General features: G+C 63.4%; 14 protein-coding genes and 1 pseudogene. 1 reads left to right on the top strand and 14 read right to left on the bottom strand.

Annotated elements, in window-relative coordinates:
- Positions 1 to 582 precede the first annotated feature (582 nt).
- The 14 genes and pseudogenes from HNP02_RS38435 to HNP02_RS38370 all read right to left on the bottom strand — a co-directional run bounded on the left by HNP02_RS38435 (position 583) and on the right by HNP02_RS38370 (position 15,066).
- Positions 583 to 1,464, bottom strand: coding sequence for an alpha/beta hydrolase-fold protein (locus HNP02_RS38435; RefSeq protein ID WP_184445895.1), 882 nt, complete (start codon positions 1,462 to 1,464; stop codon positions 583 to 585).
- A 112-nt stretch (positions 1,465 to 1,576) separates the two neighbouring features.
- Positions 1,577 to 2,053, bottom strand: a pseudogene (locus tag HNP02_RS38430) (CAP domain-containing protein); the annotation flags it as partial.
- Between the two features lie 129 nt (positions 2,054 to 2,182).
- Positions 2,183 to 2,944, bottom strand: coding sequence for a hypothetical protein (locus HNP02_RS38425; protein WP_255507445.1), 762 nt, complete (start codon positions 2,942 to 2,944; stop codon positions 2,183 to 2,185).
- Positions 2,945 to 2,976: 32 nt separating this feature from the next.
- Positions 2,977 to 3,540 carry a mammalian cell entry protein gene (locus tag HNP02_RS38420; protein ID WP_221318476.1) on the bottom strand — a complete coding sequence of 188 codons (564 nt, stop codon included), beginning with the start codon at positions 3,538 to 3,540 and terminating at the stop codon, positions 2,977 to 2,979.
- 32 nt (positions 3,541 to 3,572) lie between these two features.
- Complete coding sequence (locus tag HNP02_RS38415; protein WP_184445892.1) at positions 3,573 to 5,054, bottom strand: MCE family protein; 1,482 nt, start codon at positions 5,052 to 5,054, stop codon at positions 3,573 to 3,575.
- A 1-nt stretch (position 5,055) separates the two neighbouring features.
- Positions 5,056 to 6,195: an MCE family protein gene (locus HNP02_RS38410; RefSeq protein WP_184445891.1), complete on the bottom strand. Its 1,140-nt coding sequence runs from the start codon at positions 6,193 to 6,195 to the stop codon at positions 5,056 to 5,058.
- Positions 6,192 to 7,526, bottom strand: a complete 1,335-nt coding sequence (locus HNP02_RS38405; protein ID WP_184445890.1) for an MCE family protein — start codon at positions 7,524 to 7,526, stop codon at positions 6,192 to 6,194. The genes HNP02_RS38410 and HNP02_RS38405 overlap by 4 nt, the downstream gene beginning before the upstream one ends.
- Positions 7,523 to 8,887 carry an MCE family protein gene (locus HNP02_RS38400; RefSeq protein WP_309241854.1) on the bottom strand — a complete coding sequence of 455 codons (1,365 nt, stop codon included), beginning with the start codon at positions 8,885 to 8,887 and terminating at the stop codon, positions 7,523 to 7,525. Before HNP02_RS38400 ends, HNP02_RS38405 begins: the two co-directional genes overlap by 4 nt.
- The gene (locus tag HNP02_RS38395) at positions 8,884 to 9,915 is read right to left on the bottom strand and encodes an MCE family protein (protein ID WP_184445888.1); all 1,032 of its coding nucleotides are present in this window, start codon (positions 9,913 to 9,915) and stop codon (positions 8,884 to 8,886) included. The genes HNP02_RS38400 and HNP02_RS38395 overlap by 4 nt, the downstream gene beginning before the upstream one ends.
- A 14-nt stretch (positions 9,916 to 9,929) precedes the next feature.
- Entirely contained in the window at positions 9,930 to 11,282 is a 1,353-nt protein-coding gene (locus HNP02_RS38390) for an MCE family protein (protein ID WP_184445911.1), read from the bottom strand.
- A 19-nt stretch (positions 11,283 to 11,301) separates the two neighbouring features.
- Positions 11,302 to 12,159: an ABC transporter permease gene (locus tag HNP02_RS38385; RefSeq protein ID WP_184445887.1), complete on the bottom strand. Its 858-nt coding sequence runs from the start codon at positions 12,157 to 12,159 to the stop codon at positions 11,302 to 11,304.
- Positions 12,156 to 12,932 carry an ABC transporter permease gene (locus tag HNP02_RS38380; protein ID WP_184445886.1) on the bottom strand — a complete coding sequence of 259 codons (777 nt, stop codon included), beginning with the start codon at positions 12,930 to 12,932 and terminating at the stop codon, positions 12,156 to 12,158. Before HNP02_RS38380 ends, HNP02_RS38385 begins: the two co-directional genes overlap by 4 nt.
- Before the next feature lie 463 nt (positions 12,933 to 13,395).
- A complete protein-coding gene (locus tag HNP02_RS38375) occupies positions 13,396 to 14,169 on the bottom strand; it encodes an SDR family NAD(P)-dependent oxidoreductase (RefSeq protein WP_184445885.1) in 774 nt (257 codons plus the stop codon).
- A 66-nt stretch (positions 14,170 to 14,235) separates the two neighbouring features.
- Positions 14,236 to 15,066: an SDR family oxidoreductase gene (locus HNP02_RS38370; RefSeq protein WP_184445884.1), complete on the bottom strand. Its 831-nt coding sequence runs from the start codon at positions 15,064 to 15,066 to the stop codon at positions 14,236 to 14,238.
- A gap of 311 nt (positions 15,067 to 15,377) precedes the next feature.
- Between HNP02_RS38370 and HNP02_RS38365 the strand changes: the two genes are divergently transcribed.
- On the top strand, positions 15,378 to 16,187 hold the full coding sequence (locus tag HNP02_RS38365) for a hypothetical protein (protein WP_184445883.1): 810 nt from the start codon (positions 15,378 to 15,380) through the stop codon (positions 16,185 to 16,187).
- Positions 16,188 to 16,211 lie beyond the last annotated feature (24 nt).

The following is a 16,211-nucleotide window of genomic DNA, read 5'->3' as shown; positions in this document are numbered from 1 at the left end:
CTCCGCCACCACAGCACCTACGACGAACACACCGCCTGGGCACACCGCCAACCCGCCAAAGCCGCTTGACACCTTACGAACCTGGGATGTCTAACGAAACCGCCGTCCTCTGTGCTGGCGGCGATGGCACTGCGAGCCGTCGCAAACTTTGTCGCGGACGATGCGCGCCACACCTGCTGAGATCACCTTCGGCAGAATCGGAGCCTTGGCACGAACTGCGGCAAGGTGCTCGACCAAGTCTTGCGCCGTCGCCTCGTGGGATAGACCGAGCGAAAGCGCAACCCGGGCCATCGGATACCGCGGATCACGGCACAATGCGCCAGTGGCGCGCTGTGTCCTAATTGATCGTCGACTGACTGAGGGATTCCAGCACCGCCAGGTACTCGCGAAGGCCCTTGTCTCGGGTCATCGGCCGCTCACCACCATAAGAGTCGCAGCATCTGGTCTGACACGCCGGTTCACATTCTGGCGGTGTGTGATTCGATATCGAACTGCTCCAAGACCCGGGTCACGACGTGCGCGACAATGGACGTCGACCCGGTGATCCAGCTGCAACTACCGTGGCGTTCGACGTGCGGCAACCTATCTGATGGTGGCGGCAACGTCGTTGGCCATCGCTGCTAGTTGGGGACCCCAAGTAGACCAGTCATGGTTGCCGCTGGTCGGGAAGTCGAAGTGAGCGTTGTGGCCCATGTTCGCGCGGTACTGCTGGTAGAAGATCTTGTTGGTGCCCTGGGCCTGATCGCAGTACCCGACCATTACGGCGGGATCACTACATCCCAGCGTGCTCGGGCTAAACACCCAGAGCCGCGAATTGTTGCTCACTAACAGGCCAGAGTGAACGTTGGGGTCGTGCCACTTCCAACGACCCGCTTGAGGTAGCCCCCACATGCTGCGGGTGTCCACCCCACCGAACTGCGCCATTCCCGCGGTGATCGCGCCATTGACCGCAGTGCTCGACGGATACAGATAACCCGACAACGACCCCGCGTAACGAAACCGATCGGGGTGGAACTCAGTCAGCGTGATCGCGGCGGTTCCTCGCTGGGCCGCCCCGACAATCGCATGACCGCCCGGTGCCATTCCCTTATTGACCGCCAACCAGTTCGGGAGTTCACCAGACAGGAACGTCTCCCACTGCTTGCTGCCGTCCTGTTCCCAGTCGGTGTAGAGACTGTAGGCACCACCCGCCGGTGCGACTACCGACACACCTTTGCCGGCAAGAGTATTCATCGCATCGCCCGCGGTAACCCAGTTGCTTACGGTGTCGCCCGCATTGAACGCGTCCAACAGAAAGACAGCGTGCCGACCGCCGCCCAGAAACGCGACGGGTATGTCACGATCCATCGCCGCCGATGGCACCGTCAGGTACTCCACGTCGGCAGCCGTCGCGGTCCCCGAAGCATTGGCAGACAGACCCACGGCCAACAGCATCGTTGCCGCCACACCACGAAGTACCGTCATCGCCCTCATGCAATGCATCGCTGTAATCCCTTGCTTGTCACGGCAATCGCGCTCCGATGCGTACAACGGTGGGTAGACACCACGAAGGACCGGGGCCGGGATCCATCGATCAGGGCTGTCCGTAGACGGCTACGACGACGGTGCGGTCGAGACTGTTCGCCGACCACACCCCGATGAGGGTGTTGCCGCAGTCCTGCATGATCGCGAGGGAGGCGGGGTCGTAGTACCACATGTTGATCAGCTCGATTCCGCTGATGGACAGTGCTGGATTGATGGCAACCGTTTCTGCGACCTTGCCGGTGAACCCGGCTGCCCTGGCCCGATCCTGCGACGTGGATCCGTCGGAACCGATGTCGCCATCCAGATTTCGGTTGTTCAGTACGTCGTTTGTGTGCCACTCTGAGGCGAGCTGCAGTTGGGGACTCACGTAGAGAGTGTTGGTGCAGCCAGCATGGCGTTGCACGGTGTACACGTTGGACACCACACTCTTGTTGAGCCGTGCATTGTCGGCATGACTCGCTGGCGCAGTCACCATAACGACAGCGCCAGCGATTACAACGCCGAGCAACACGGCCGATCGATCAGACATCCCCAACCTCCATGCTTCCCTGGTCATCCCGCGGTCGGCCGATGGTGCGCCGCAGACGTACACGACACACAGCCCGTAGCGGTGGCTGCGACGCAGAGCGCCGGTTGAACTTGCGACTCGTCATAGCGTTCAAACGGGTTCGAATTTCGAAATGAGCCACCGGTCGTGCACCTTCTCGAGTGTGACTCTGACACTCGATGCGGTATCGGTGGGCGCATCGTTGCCGATGGTCGCGGTTTGATTGACGAACACCAACACCACCGCGTGGGCCGCGGTGGCCGATACCGACGCCGCCGCGGGTACGGTCGCGACCGCCGAGATCTGCCGTTGCTTGGCACCAGGAATCACAACGTCATTGGTCAACGACGCATAGGAGTCCCGGAAAGCGCCGGTCATCCGATCACGCGCCGCCGCGAGGTTCCCCTCGACGGTGTCGGGCCTGTACGACAACATCGCCACGGTGCTGTCGATCGCCGCTTGGACAGACTCGACCCGAGTTCGCTCGGCGTCCCGCGCCGTCCCGCCCACGAACTTCAGATAGCCCGCGACACCGCAGAGCAGCAGAGCCACGCCAGGCAGGACGGCATAGGCAACAAGCCGCAGAAGCCACCCCCGACCACGGCCAGCTCCGCCGGTGTCGGACGGACCGGCTGTGTCGGCGATTGGTTGTTCGCGGCGGGCATCGCAGCTCGCATCCTCACTGTCGTTGGCGTCATCGGCGTCCAATGACTCCCCCGACGAATCTGGCCGGATCGACCTGAATCTGGCGAGAATCCGCGCTGGACGCCTCCCGCACCTGTCCAGCGGCATCCCATCGTCACCGGCTGCATCGACGAGGTCGGCGACTGCGGGCACCCTGGGGAGGGCTGCCTCCACACCTGCTATGGACATGTTGATCTCTGCTTTCGTTTGCGTCGGTGGCGTCACGGAACGAATTGGACGTTGGACACTTTGGTGGTGTCGCCCACCTTCTGCATGCTGATGCGCATACGCCAGGCACGCGGTTCCTGTTTGGCCGCACCGGCATTGGACGTCGTGACCGCAACGGAAATGAGCGCCTCAGCAGTGTCCCCGTGCACCGCCTCCAACCCCGACTCGGTGATCGTGCCCTGCGAAGTGGACTGTGCCTGCTTGACCACGTCGACGAATGGTTGCGACCGCTGCTGGAAGTCGTTGTAGAACGCACCCGTCGCCGAGTCCAGAATCCGCTTGATGTCGGCGTCGACCTCGGTGTAGCTGATCGTGGTCAGATTCAGCGCGCCCTGGCGCCCGGCCGCCAGAAACGCGGCACGCTGCTGTTCACGCTGATGAGAATCGTTGGCTCGGAAGCCAAGCCAACCCGCCAAGGCGCCCAACGCCACCACGGTCAGCACGCCCACGGTCAGCGCCAGTCGTAGCCCGTGTCGATTCGAAGGCAACTGCGCCAGCGACTCGGAGCGCTCCGTCGGCTCGCTCTCGACCGCCTCACCGTCGATATCATCTGTCACATCCGCACTTTCGCTTACGGGCTCCCGCAGCGCTAGTTGGGTACCTGCGGCATCAGCATCGTCTGCCACGTCTGCTCCTTTGGCTTGTCTTGGGCCAGATTGGACTGGGTGTAGATATGGCCGTCCGGCCCGACATAGGTACCGGTGGCGGGGTCGTAGCCAGTGACGGCAAGCGGTGGAGCCGGGCCGGGCGCGGCCTGGGCCGCGCCGGCGGGCGGTAGCGCCGCGGGTGGCGATCCCGGCGGAAGCTGCGGTATGTCTTGAGCCGACAAGGTGGCGTTGGGATCGCCCTTCCAGTTCATGCCGTCATTGAGAGGTACGTAGTTCTCGTCGCTTTCGCACATCTTGACCGTGGGCGCGTACTTGCCCGGGCGGGTAATGCAGGGGTCATTGCGCGCGCCACGAACGTTGAACATCGAGTCTTGTGGGACCCGGCAATACAGGTCGCCCGCGGGTCGGTCGGGATAGTCCTCGAAGCTGGGTGGCCGCTGCTGCTGAACCGGCAAGAAGCCGGTCGTACAGGGCGGCGGGACGTTGACGTTCAAGTTGAAGTCCAGATAGGTGCCCTTGACAGGCTGAATGGTGTCTTCGTTTGCGATCATTCCGGCCTGGAGCGCTGCGACCCCTTGCGGAATGAGCACGAGAAGCTGCTCGATCGCTGGTTGGTAGGTGATGGCGACCGAATTGATGCTGACCAGGTTGGCCAGCAGCACCGGCAGTGTGGGCTGCAGGCGCTCGACGAGGGCACGAACCTCGTCGCTGGCCTGCGGGCCGTTGTCGAGGAACCCGTTCAGGGAATTATCGTGCTGCCGAAGCCCTTTGGTGATGACCGCGAGATTGTCCGCCCATGCGTCGATCGCGCCAGCCGTGTCCGTCTGGGAGTCGAGCACCGGGGCCGAGTTGTCGATGAGGTTGATGAGCGGGTCGAGGTTCTTTCGTGCGTCCAGGGCCAATTGCGTCGAACCTTGGACGATCCGGGATAACTCGGGGCCGAGCCCGCCTACAGCGGTATAGGACTCGTCGATCGCCGTCTTGAGGTCGTCCCGTGGGATCGCCTTTAGCCCCTTGGTGATCGTGTCGAGCAGCTTCGTGGTGTCGGGCCCGATGGTGGTTCGGTTCTCCGGGATCACGTCGCCGTTCTTCAATGGCGGCGAGTCAGCGTTGCGGGGTGTCAGTGCGACGTACTGTTCGCCAAGGGGAGTCTGACTGTGCACTGAGGCGTCCAGATCAGACGGAATCTTGATGCCGTTCTTGAGCGAAAGCACCGCCACCACGCCGCCGGTGTCGGTCAACCGAAGGTCCTCCACCAGACCGACTTCGCTACCGCGGTAGGTGACGTTGGCCTTCGGGTAGAGATTGCCCGTTTCGGACATGGTCAGGTCCACGTGGTAGCGGCCGAGGCCGAACCAGTTGCCGGGAGCCTTGATGTAGCCGAAGACCATTATTGCCATCGCGATGATGGACACCACCGCGAACACGATCAGTTGGATGACGGTGCGCCTGTGCAGCCGCATATCAGGGCCCCTGGTCCAGTTGGTAAGGCACCACTAGCGGATTGCGCGCGGTGACCGGGCTCGGCAGCTGCCCGATCGTGCGACCCCAATACATCTCCAGTTTGGTCATGTTGCCCTCCCACCTGGTCCCCGTGAACAGACCGGTGTCCAGCCGGCTCAGGGTCAGGTCGAAGACCGCCGACAGGTTGGCGTAATCACCGCGCACCCAGTTGCCAAGTGTTCCCTTGATCCATGGGAAGGTCGCGATCACGTCGAGCGACCGGGTCATCGCAGGGCCTGCGTTGGCCAGTGACTCCAATACCGGTCCGACATCCTTGAATTCCTGTACCAGCGAGGTCTTGGTCTTATCGACCGAGTCGGCGGTCAGCGCGCTTAGTTTGCCGAACTGATCGAGCGCTTCATTCAGGTTGTCGCGCTGATCGCTGAGTACCGCCAACGCTTGCGGTATGGTGCGAATTGCCCTGTCCACCACGGGTTTATTCGCGGCGAATTTGCCGACGAGCTGATTGAGGCTGTCGGTTGCGGCGATGATGTCATCCTTCTGATCGTTGAGATAACCAACGAACCGGTCGAGCTGCTCCACGAGGCTGCGCAAGTCTGATTCGCGCCCGACGAAGGCGGTGCTGAATGCCTGCGTGATGTCCTGGATTTGGCCCACGCCACCGCCATTGAGCAGCATCGACAGCATCGCCAGCGTCTGCTCGGTGTCGGGGTAGGCGCCCGCCGACGCCAGCGGGATCACTGAGCCGTCCGTCAACTCGCCCTGCGGCGGGATACCGACCGGTGGCGCCAGCGCCAGATGAAGGGTAGCCAGCAGGCTCGTCTGCGCCAGCGTCACCGTGGCATTGGCGGGCAGGTGAACGTCGCCATTGAGGCGCATGGTGACCAGCGCATGCCAGCCCTGACGTTCGATCTTGCTGACGGAGCCGACGGCCACGTCGTCGACGTTGACTGGCGAGTTCGGCTGAAGGTTGCTGACGTCGGGCATCTGAGCCTGCACGACGAACGCGCCGGTGCCGCCGCCTTCCGTGCCGGGTAGTGGCAGAGAGTTCAGTCCGCGCCACCCACAGCCCGCCAGTGTCGGCAGGAACGCCACCGAAAGTAGCAATGCGGCGAGTCGCGACCACCACCGACTCGTCATGATCCGGCCCCGTTCGGCACCATCAGGCCGGGCAGACCCGCGGCTGGGTTGGTGGCAACGGGCTCCGCCGACTCAGGCGGCGGTGCCTCGGCGGCCAGCGGCGCGATCGGCGCGGGCGCCTCGGCGGGCGGGGGCGGGCCGACGGGCGACACGGCTGCGGCGGGGTTGTAATCGGGGCGCATCCAGTCCTCGCTGTACGTGATCTCGTTGGGTCGTGCTTGCGCGCCGACGATGAGGTTCTCCCCGATCGGCAGGAAGTTGTACTGCCGGTTCTTGATGATTGGTGCGAGGTACTGCACGCACAACTTCGCCGAATCTTCGGCGTTCATCCTGGATGCGGCTTGAATTGCACCGCACAGGAACGTGATTGGGTTGGCGAAGTTGTTGAGAGCGAGCGCGCCGGTGAACGCCGCATGTGCCGGTTCGTAGATGTTGAGGAAGTTTTGGAATGCTGTCGGCGCCACGTGCAGCGTTTGTTTGATGTCGTCGAGGCTGTCGTGCACGGCCGTGCTGATCGTGGCGAGTTTGTCGGAGGTGGTGCCGAGCGCTTCGCGGTTCTCGGCGACGAAGTCCTTTACCTTGCCAGAGGCGGTGTTGAGGTCATCGACGACCTGCCCGACCTCATCGGGGTCGTTGGCCAGTAGTCCCGTCACGGCCGCCAGGTTGGTGTTCAACGCACGCATCACGTCGGCGCTGTCATGCAGGGCCGAAACCAAGGTCGACAGATTCCGCAGGGTCGAGAACAGATCATTGCTGTGATCACCCAGCGCCGAAAGCGTCTGTGACAGCTTGATGATCGCGTCGCGGATGCTGCCGCCATTCCCCCGCAGGTTGTTGGCAGCCGTGTTGATCAGCTCCCCAAGCGGGCTGACTCCGCCGGGTGTGGTGGGCTGCAGCGCGTCGGCGAGCTTCTGCAACTGGTCTCGCAGATCGTCCCACTCCACGGGAACGGCCGTGCGGTCCTGAGGTATCACCGCGCCACTCGACAGTGCCGGCCCGCCGCTGTACACCGGCGTGAGGGCGATGGCCCGCGCGGTAATCAACTGCGGCAACAGAATCACGGCCTTGACGTCGGCGGGGATCTTGTACTGGTCGTCGACCCAGAAAGTGATCTTCGCCCTCGATGGCTCTGGCTCGATCTCAACGATCTTGCCGACCGGCACTCCAAGCATGAATACGTCGTCGCCCCGGAAGACACCGTTGCTGTTGTCGAAATAGGCGACGAGTGTCGTCTTGCCGATGTGGCGCACAGTGGCGACTACGGCAATACCACCAACTAGCACGACGGCCAAGAACGCTGCGACAAGTGCCTTTACGCGACGTGGTGTCATTGTCCACCTCCGCTAGGGACTGGCCCGGCCGGTACTTCACCGGGAGCTGGCTCGTATACCGGCTTCGGGGTCGGCTCGGGAGTGTTCGCCAGGTTCGGCGCCGGCGGCAAGGCCGGCGGGCCTGGAGGCGGCCCACCCGGCGGCGGTGCAGGCAGCGGCTCGCGGTAGGGGTAGCAGCCGGTAGGCCCGGGCAATGGCAAACCGGGCGGACCGCAGCCCTGATCGCCGGGGTTTCCGGTAATCGCGTCGGGCAGATTCAGGTGGGGTTCGCCGCCCTGCCCGGTGCGCGGGTACGGCACCGGCAACGCCGGGGTGCCGGGCTGGCCGGTTGGCGGGTCGATGCGTTCCGACGGGGACAGGGTGTTGGGGTCGAGGCCGAGATCGGAGAATGCGGCATCGACGAAGGGTTGCACGAATTGCCCCGGTAGCAGGTTGGCCAGATACGCCTTGAAGAACGGGCCGGACGATACCGATTCGCCGAGCGACATGGCGTAGGCGTTGAGCAGCTTGATGCTCTTCTGTACCTGCGCCTTCCTGTTGTCGACGATGGTGAGTACACCGTTGAGCTTGTCGAGCGCCGGACGCAACTGTGCCCGATTCTCGTCGATGAAACTGGACAGCTGGTGTGCGAGCGCAGAAATGTTGGCAGATATGTTGTCCAACGAGCTGCGCTGGGTCTGCAACGCGGCCAACAGCGAATTGGTGTTGCGGACCAGTCCGACGATCTCCTCGCTGCGTTCGGCTAGGACCGTCGTGGCCTTGTTGGCATTGGCCAGCAGGTCCCGCAGTTGCGCGTCGCGCTCGTTGATCGTTTGAGAAATCCGAGCAACGCCGTCCACTGCGATCCTCACGTTGCCAGGAGTCTCGGCGAAGGTCTGAGCCAGCGTGGTCAGCGACTGGTTCAGCTGATCGGTCTTGAGCCCGCTGATCGTGGTGGACAACTCCCCCAACGCGTCGGCCAGCTGGTAGGCCGGCTTCGTGCGTTCCAGCGGAATCGGGCCGTCCTGCGTGCCGTCACCTCGCGTAGTGATGTCGAGGACCTTGGTCCCAAGCAACGCCTTGGTTCTGATGGTCGCTTCGGATCGGTCGCCGATGCGGACGCCGTTGGAGACGTCGAAGGTGATCAATACCTTGTTCCCGTCCAGTGAGATCGAGTTGACCTTGCCCACTCGCAGGCCTGCCACTTGGACGTCTCCCCCGGTCATCAACCCACTCGCTTCAGAGAAGTAAGCCGAGTACCGCTTACTGCCGTTGAGGAACGGAACATTCGCGAAACTCAGCACGAAGGCAACGATCAGGGCGATCGCGGCAACGCCAATCGCGCCGATGACCACTGGGCTGCGCCACTTGATCGACTTCACTTGGGCGCGCACCTTCCGGTGGACTGGCCCGCCACTTTTACGTAGACCGGTTGACCGCCCTTGCCATTCAGCTTCAGGGACAGATCACAGAGATAGAAGCTGAAGAAGTCGCCGTAGAGCCCTTGGCGACCCAACTTCTGGTATGCGTCGGGCAGCGTGTTGAGCAGGTCATCGAAGTACTCGTGGTCGGCCACCACGATGCCGGCAGCCCGATCGGTTTGCACCACGACGTCGTGCAGCGGCGGGCGACTCTGATCGAGCAAATCGGCAACCGTGGCTGCGGCGGCGTTCGAGTAACCAATCGCGTTGGCTATGTCGGTTTTTCGGGCGGCCAGGCCGCCAATGAGTGTCGACAGCGAGTCGACCGACTTGGCCAGCTCGTCGCTCTGACCGCCCAGGGTCCCCAACACCACGTTGAGGTTGCCGATCACTTCGCCGATCAGGGTGTCGCGGTCGGCGATGGTGTTCGTGAAGGCCGCTGTCTGAGCCAGCAGTGAATTGATCGTGCCTCCCTGTCCCTGAAAAGCCGAGATCAATTGACTGGACAGACTGTTCACCTGATCGGGGCTTAGCGCGCGAAACAGCGGGCGGAAGCCCCCGATCAAGGCGTCGAGGTCGAGTGCAGGCCGGGTCCGGTCGAGGGGAATGGTCGCCCCGGGTGACAGGAGCTTGCCGTCCCCCGGTCCATCCGCGAGTTCCAGGAACCGCCCCCCGATCGGGTTGTCGTAGCGGACGTACGCCTTGGATCCGTCGGTGAGCACCACCGTGTCGTCGACGGCGAAGTCGACCACCGCGTGACCGTCGCTATCGATGGTGATGTCCTTGACCTTGCCGACCTCCACACCGGCGATGCGTACGAAGTTGCCGCCGGAAAGCCCTGACACGGTGGCGAACACGGCCTTGAAGGTCTTTTGATTGCCCTCGACGCGCAGTTGGGCGAAGACCATGACGAGCGCAGCAGCACCCAGCAGGCAGACCGCCACGAACGCGGCGAGACGCCACACCGTAGCCCTGAGGTTGTCTCTCATTTGGCCAATTCCTGTCAACTCGGCGGGGAGTCGGGGGCTGGCGCCGGTGGTGGCGGCGCGGCTGGCGCTCCTGGCGGCGGGTACAGCGGGGTTCCGTCGGGCCCGTACAGCGGCGCGCCGTAGGGGGGCGCCCCTGGGTAGGGAATGGGGCCGATGGCTGGCGGGCCAATGCCAAGGAAGTAGGGGAATTCGGGGATGCCCCGAGTGGCGGGGAAGTAGTTCGCGAACCACGGATGTCCGATGCCAGGGTTGGGCCTGATGTCCAGCCCGGTGCCCCAACCCGTGTTGGTGACCAGCGCGCGCACGGGATAGTTCTTCGCAACATCCGGCAGCGACCCGCAACTGGGCTTCCCACCGGGACCGCCCTTCGCCGCGACGATGGGCAGATTGTCGGGATAACGGTACGGGTCATCGCCGTACAACAGACCGCTGTCGATGACGAGCGAGTACCCGTTGCCACCCCGGGTCTCCCGGCCGCCGTGGTCAATGAAATGTTTGGCGCCGACCAACATGCAGGTGTACTCCGGGTTGTACTTCATCAACAGATCGGTCGTCGGTTGCAGTCCGTTGATGCCAGAGACGAAATTGTCGGCGTTGGGCCCGATGAGGTTGATGCCGGCATGTGACAGCCCGATCGTGTTGAGCAGCAACGTATTCAGGTCCGACTCATGACTGGTGATCGTGGCGCTCGTGGTCGTAGCTGCGTCCAGCACGGACACGATGTTGTCGGCCGCACCGTTGTAGGCATCGCTGAACCCCTTGAACGAGCGCCAGTCCCGCGCGACGGTGTCCATCCGATCGTTGTAGGCGATCAGCACCTCGTTGGCGGCGGTGGTGGCCTCGCCGATCCGTTGGCCCTGACCGCGTACCCCTTCGGCCAGGGCTGCCAGCACGGCGTTGAGTTTCTGCGGATCGATTTCCCGCAGCACGTCCACCAGATCCTGGAAGACCGTGTTGACCTCGGTGCTGACGTTGCGCGACTGCAGCACTTGTCCGCTGGTGAGCCGCTTCGGGCTCGGGTCGTCCGGGTAGATCAAGTCGACGTATTTGGTGCCGAATGCCGTGGTTGCCTTGATCTGCGCGCCAACGTTTTGCGGGATGTACTTGATCTGGTCGGGGTCGATGTCCAGCGTCAGCCTGACCCCAGACCCTTGGCCGGTGATCGTGCCGACATGACCAACCTCGACACCACGCAACTTCACTCTGGCACCGGTGTACATCACCAGTCCAGCGCGGTCAGAGGTAAGGAAGACCGGAACAGCCCGCGACAGCTTTCCCGAGAACAGGGCGATGCTCAGTGCGATCAGCCCGACGACGGTGACGACGAGTGTGACGGTCCACCACAGCGGATGGACGCGTTGCAGCATTGATCTGTTGGGCACGGCGCTATCCGGACATGTGGAAGTTACCGGTGCGCCCGTAGATGGCGAGCGACACGAAGAGGATCACGACTGCCGATACCACCAGCGACGTTCGCACCGCGCGACCGACGGCTTCGCCAACCCCGGCGGGACCGCCGGAGGCGGTGTAGCCGTAATAGGTGTGAACCAGCATGATCACGACAGCCATCGAAAGCGCTTCGAAGAACGACCAAACCAGGTCGAGCGGGATCAAGAACGTGTTGAAGTAGTGGTCGTAGACCCCTTCCGACTGGCCGTAGATGAAGGTGGTGCCGAATCGGGCGGCCAAGAACGACATCAGCATCGCGACGCAGTACAGCGGAATGACGACGATGACACCGGCAAGCACCCGCGTGGAGGCCAGGTAGGCGATCGAGCGAATCCCCATGACCTCGAGGGCATCGATCTCTTCGTTGATCCGCATGGCGCCCAGCTGCGCCGTGGCGCCGGCCCCGATCGTCGCCGCCAGCGCAATCGCCGCAGTCAAGGGCGAGATCAGCCGAACGTTGAAGAATGCCGAGGCGAACCCCGTCAACGCCTCGACACTGGTGGCGGCCAGCTGGTTGTACCCCTGTACGGCGACCAAGGCGCCGGTCATCATCGTCAGGAAGCCAACGACCGCCACCGAACCTCCGATGATCGCCAGCGCGCCTGCCCCCAGGCCCATTTGGGCGATCAGCCGCAGCGTCTCGGTCTTGTAGTGCACGACCGCGTCCCCGATCGAAAGGATCGTGCGCCCGTAGAACTGGGTCTGCTCCCCGACGCGAGTGCCCTCGTCGATCCACCCTCGCACCCTGCGAGTGACGCGTGGATATCGGGCAGCGATGACGTCGGCGCCGCTCATCCGATGGCTCCGACGGTCGACACACTCACGGCGGTGGCGATGATGTTGATCGCGAACAGCGCAACGAATGTGTAGACGACAGTTTCGTTGACCGCGTTCCCAACACCGGCCGGACCGCCTCCGACCGACATGCCCTTGTAGCACGCGATGAGGCCGGCGGCCAGTCCGAACAGCGCGGCCTTGATCCACGCGACGATGACTTTGCTGATTCCGGTGATGAACGTCAGGGACGACACGTACGCCCCGGCACTGACGTCTTGAAAGAACACCGAGAAGAAGAATCCACCCGTGATACCGACGAGGATCACCAACGACGACAGCAGGACCGCGACGAATGTTGCTGCAAGGACACGCGGTACGACCAGCGACTGGATTGGATTGACACCCATGACGCGCAGCGCGTCGAGTTCCTCTCGGATCGTGCGCGCACCCAGATCTGCGCACATGGCCGTGGCGCCGGCTCCCGAGATCACCAGCACCGTCACGATCGGGCCGATCTGGGTCACCCCACCCTCGCCGGCGCCGACGCCGGAGTAGTCGGCAGCACCGAACTCGGAGAGCAGGATGTTGAACATGAACACCGCCAACACGGTGAACGGGATCGCCAGCAGCAAGGTCGGGAGCAGGGCCACGCGTGCCACGAACCATGACTGCAACAGGAATTCGCGCCAAGCAAACGGTCTCCGCGGAATGAGTGTGAGTGTCTCCCAGGACATTCGGAAGAATTCGCCAAGCGAGCGCAGCGGTGTGGTTGCGCCAGCGGAGAGCGCCATCAGTGCTCCGTTCGCCGGGCAGGTCGGTGGCCCGCGTGTCCGGTAAGAGACGTCACGTGCGTGGACATGGGAAACGGCCATGGGCGCAGGTTCGCCACCCGAGTTGACCGACCGGCCGATCCGGCGATGTGCACAACACCTCCCTCTCAGGGGTCACGTCTCTACGCGTCCGTTTCGTATACGTAATATCCGTATACCGTATCCCTCAAAATGCGAAAGGACAACCACTCGTATTCGAGCCCGCCAAGCAGGTCGCGTCCGACATCGGTACGCCGTCGGATCTGTCATCTCGCGCGGGCGCGGCAACACGTCGATCAACACCCAGAGCTCCTCTTGCCCGGGCTCGAACTGTCGCGCAAACGCATCGTCGTCGACATCGCGAGGAGCGCGCCCACCGGCAGCTCCGACATACGACTGGGCGAAAGGCCTTGTCAAATAGAACAAGTCGCGCACACCTGGTTTCTCAGAATGTGCTCCAGCCATTGTCAGTCGGCATGATCACGCCGTTGACGTTGTCAGAGTCGTCCGACAACAGCCACAACATCGCTCGGGTGACAACCTCGGGCTCCACGACCTGGGTTGCCGTGGCGATCGCGGTGGCGGCCCGCTCCTTCGCGAATTTGGACCTGAATTCGATGTCCATCGCCGTCTGAACCGCACCCGGTGCGACCGCGTTGGACCGCACGCCCGTCGGGCCGTAGTAGTAGGCCACCGACTTCACGAACCCATGGAGGGCATGTTTTGAGGTCGTGTAGGCAGCACCAGAGACCGATGAGCGCAGCCCAGCCTCGGACGAGGTAAACACGAGTGCCCCCTTACCCGCACGGATCATCGTCGGCAGCACCGCGCGCGTCAGCCGCATCGGCACCGTGACGTTCAGCTCCATCACGTTGTCCCAGGTCTTGTCGTCCACCTCGCCGGGTGGCAGCCAGCCGTCGAAAATGCCTGCAACACTTGCGACCCCGTCAATCCGATCGCCTGCGCTGGCGACGACGCGGTCGACGGCCCCGTCGTCGGTGAGGTCTCCCGCAACCGCGTGTAGCCGGTCGGTTCCCGCCTCTTCACTGAGCGACTGCAGTCGGTCCGTCGACAAGTCGGCAGCGATGACCGTGGCACCGTTGGCGATCAGGGCCAGCACGGTCGCCCTCCCGATGCCGGCGCCCGCCCCGGTCACGATGATCGTGCGCCCCGCGAATCGGGCGTCGCTGCCGGTATGGTGTTCACTGCTGAATTGCATGAAGGTGGCTCCCTTTCGAGTTAGATTCGGTGGCAAGCACATTCGGTGCGATCTACGGGAGATTGACTATTCGCCCGGCGGCGCTGCAGTCGAGATGGCCGCCATCGCACCGCCATCGACCACCAGATCGGCGCCTGTGACGAACGAGGCCGATGGACTGAGTAGGAACTCGACTGCCGCAGCAATCTCCTCGGCGGTGCCCAATCGACCTGCCGGCGAGCTGGCGATCAGCTGGTGCACCAACCGTTGGTCGCTGCCCACGAGTTCGGCGTGACCCATCGGAGTCGCGATGACGCCGGGACTGACCGAGTTGACCCGGGCCCCTCGCTCGCCCCACGGCAGTGACGCGGCCCGGACCCTCAGTTGGGCCGCTCGCTTGGCGAACACATAAGCGGTCGCGCGGTCTTCGTACCGACTGGCATCGAGCAAGCGCGACGTCGCCAGCTCCCGAGCTGGAATGGTACTGACGGCCCGCTCGTCTTCCGGTGACAACCCCGGAAACATATGGCCCACGTTGCTGGCTATCACGACGGCGGCTGCACCACGCTGTACGTGTCCGACGAACTCTTCCAGCATGAATGCGGGTCCGAGAACATCGACGAACAGGATCGCCTGAATCGGGGCTTGCGCGGGTGACACTCCCGCGGTGTGGATGATCCGGGTGACCGGGCCAAGCGCTGCGGCGGCGCCTGCGAGCGCGGCCATCGACTCGGGTGAGGTCACGTCGGTTGGCTGGGCGGTGGCGTCGAAGCCATCCGAGACGAGCTTTCCGACGGTGTCATCGAGCGATTCCTTGGACAGATCGGCGATCAGCAGCTTCGCGTCCGCCCCGAGCCGACGACCGATTGCGCGGCCCATTCCCCCGTTTCCGATGATGACGGTGACGTTCTCGCGCACTTCACCCTCCTCATCAGTACGGCCGGATCCTTCAATGCACACTGTGACCTAAAACGGTATACGGGATATGGGATGCATACAAGCACCGTGTGGGATAAGGCCCTGACCGTGCTCGACCGCACGCTTGGGACACCGACCTCGTCAGTGCACGCGATGCAGGTCGAGGGACATGTCGCCAAGGCGCGGGATCGGGGGACGGGATTGCTGGGTTCCCCCAACATCCGTCACTTGACTCTCAGCACGGTGCTGCCGCACTGTGGTACATCGCACATGGTGCGGCTGTTCCTACGTGCACGACAACGGAGGTCGCGATGGAGGAATTCGGTCCCGACTTAGCGGGTTACATCCGTCTCAAACGCCAGTTGTTGCGTCCAGAACTGATTGCCTTGCCCGACGAGCGACAGCGGATGGCCGCCGATTTGGACCACCGCTCGGATGTTGCCTCGGCGCTCGGACTGAGTTTGAGCGACTACGACCGGCTCGAAGGTGGCCGTGAGCACCCCTGCGAGTCGGTCCTGTACGGCCTAGTCGATCTTCTCGAGCTGACCAGCGAAGAGGCCGCGGCGCTGATTGCGCTGGTCGACGCAGCGCAGCAGGGCGCTCGCCTAGGAGTCCATCCCAGTCTGCATACGCTGCTACAGAGCTGGCCAATGACCGCGTCCTTTGTTTGCGACACCCGATTCAACGTGCTCGCCTCGAACCCCATCGCCAAGGCCCTGTCACCGATGTTCGATCAGGGGGCAAACGTACTGCGCGAGATGTACCTCGATCCCGACGCCTACGACATGATCCGCAACGTGGAAGAAGTCGACGAAGTGACCGCGGCATGGGCAAAGCAGCTGTCTTCCACACACTGGAACGACACGTCCTGGATCCGGATGGTCATCGAGATCTCGATGAGACGACCGCGCTTCCAACTCGCATGGGAGGCCATGGCGACACCGAGCGGTGTCGGCGATCTGCTGCTGGAGCATCCCGCTGTTGGGGCGTTGGACCTGCACTTTCATCGCTTCCAGCCCGAAAGCTGCCCGGATCAGTTCCTGATCACCTTGCACGCCGACCCGGAGTCTCCGTCGGAGGGCGGTCTACGTCTGCTCAAGGACTTCGCGCCGCCGCAGTGACGACTCCCTAGTGCTGCCGCGAGG

The sequence above is a fragment of the Mycobacterium sp. AZCC_0083 genome (assembly GCF_014202335.1).
GTDB lineage: Bacteria > Actinomycetota > Actinomycetes > Mycobacteriales > Mycobacteriaceae > Mycobacterium.
Note: the sequence above shows the minus strand (reverse complement) of the source record. Positions and strands in the feature narration are given on the sequence as shown.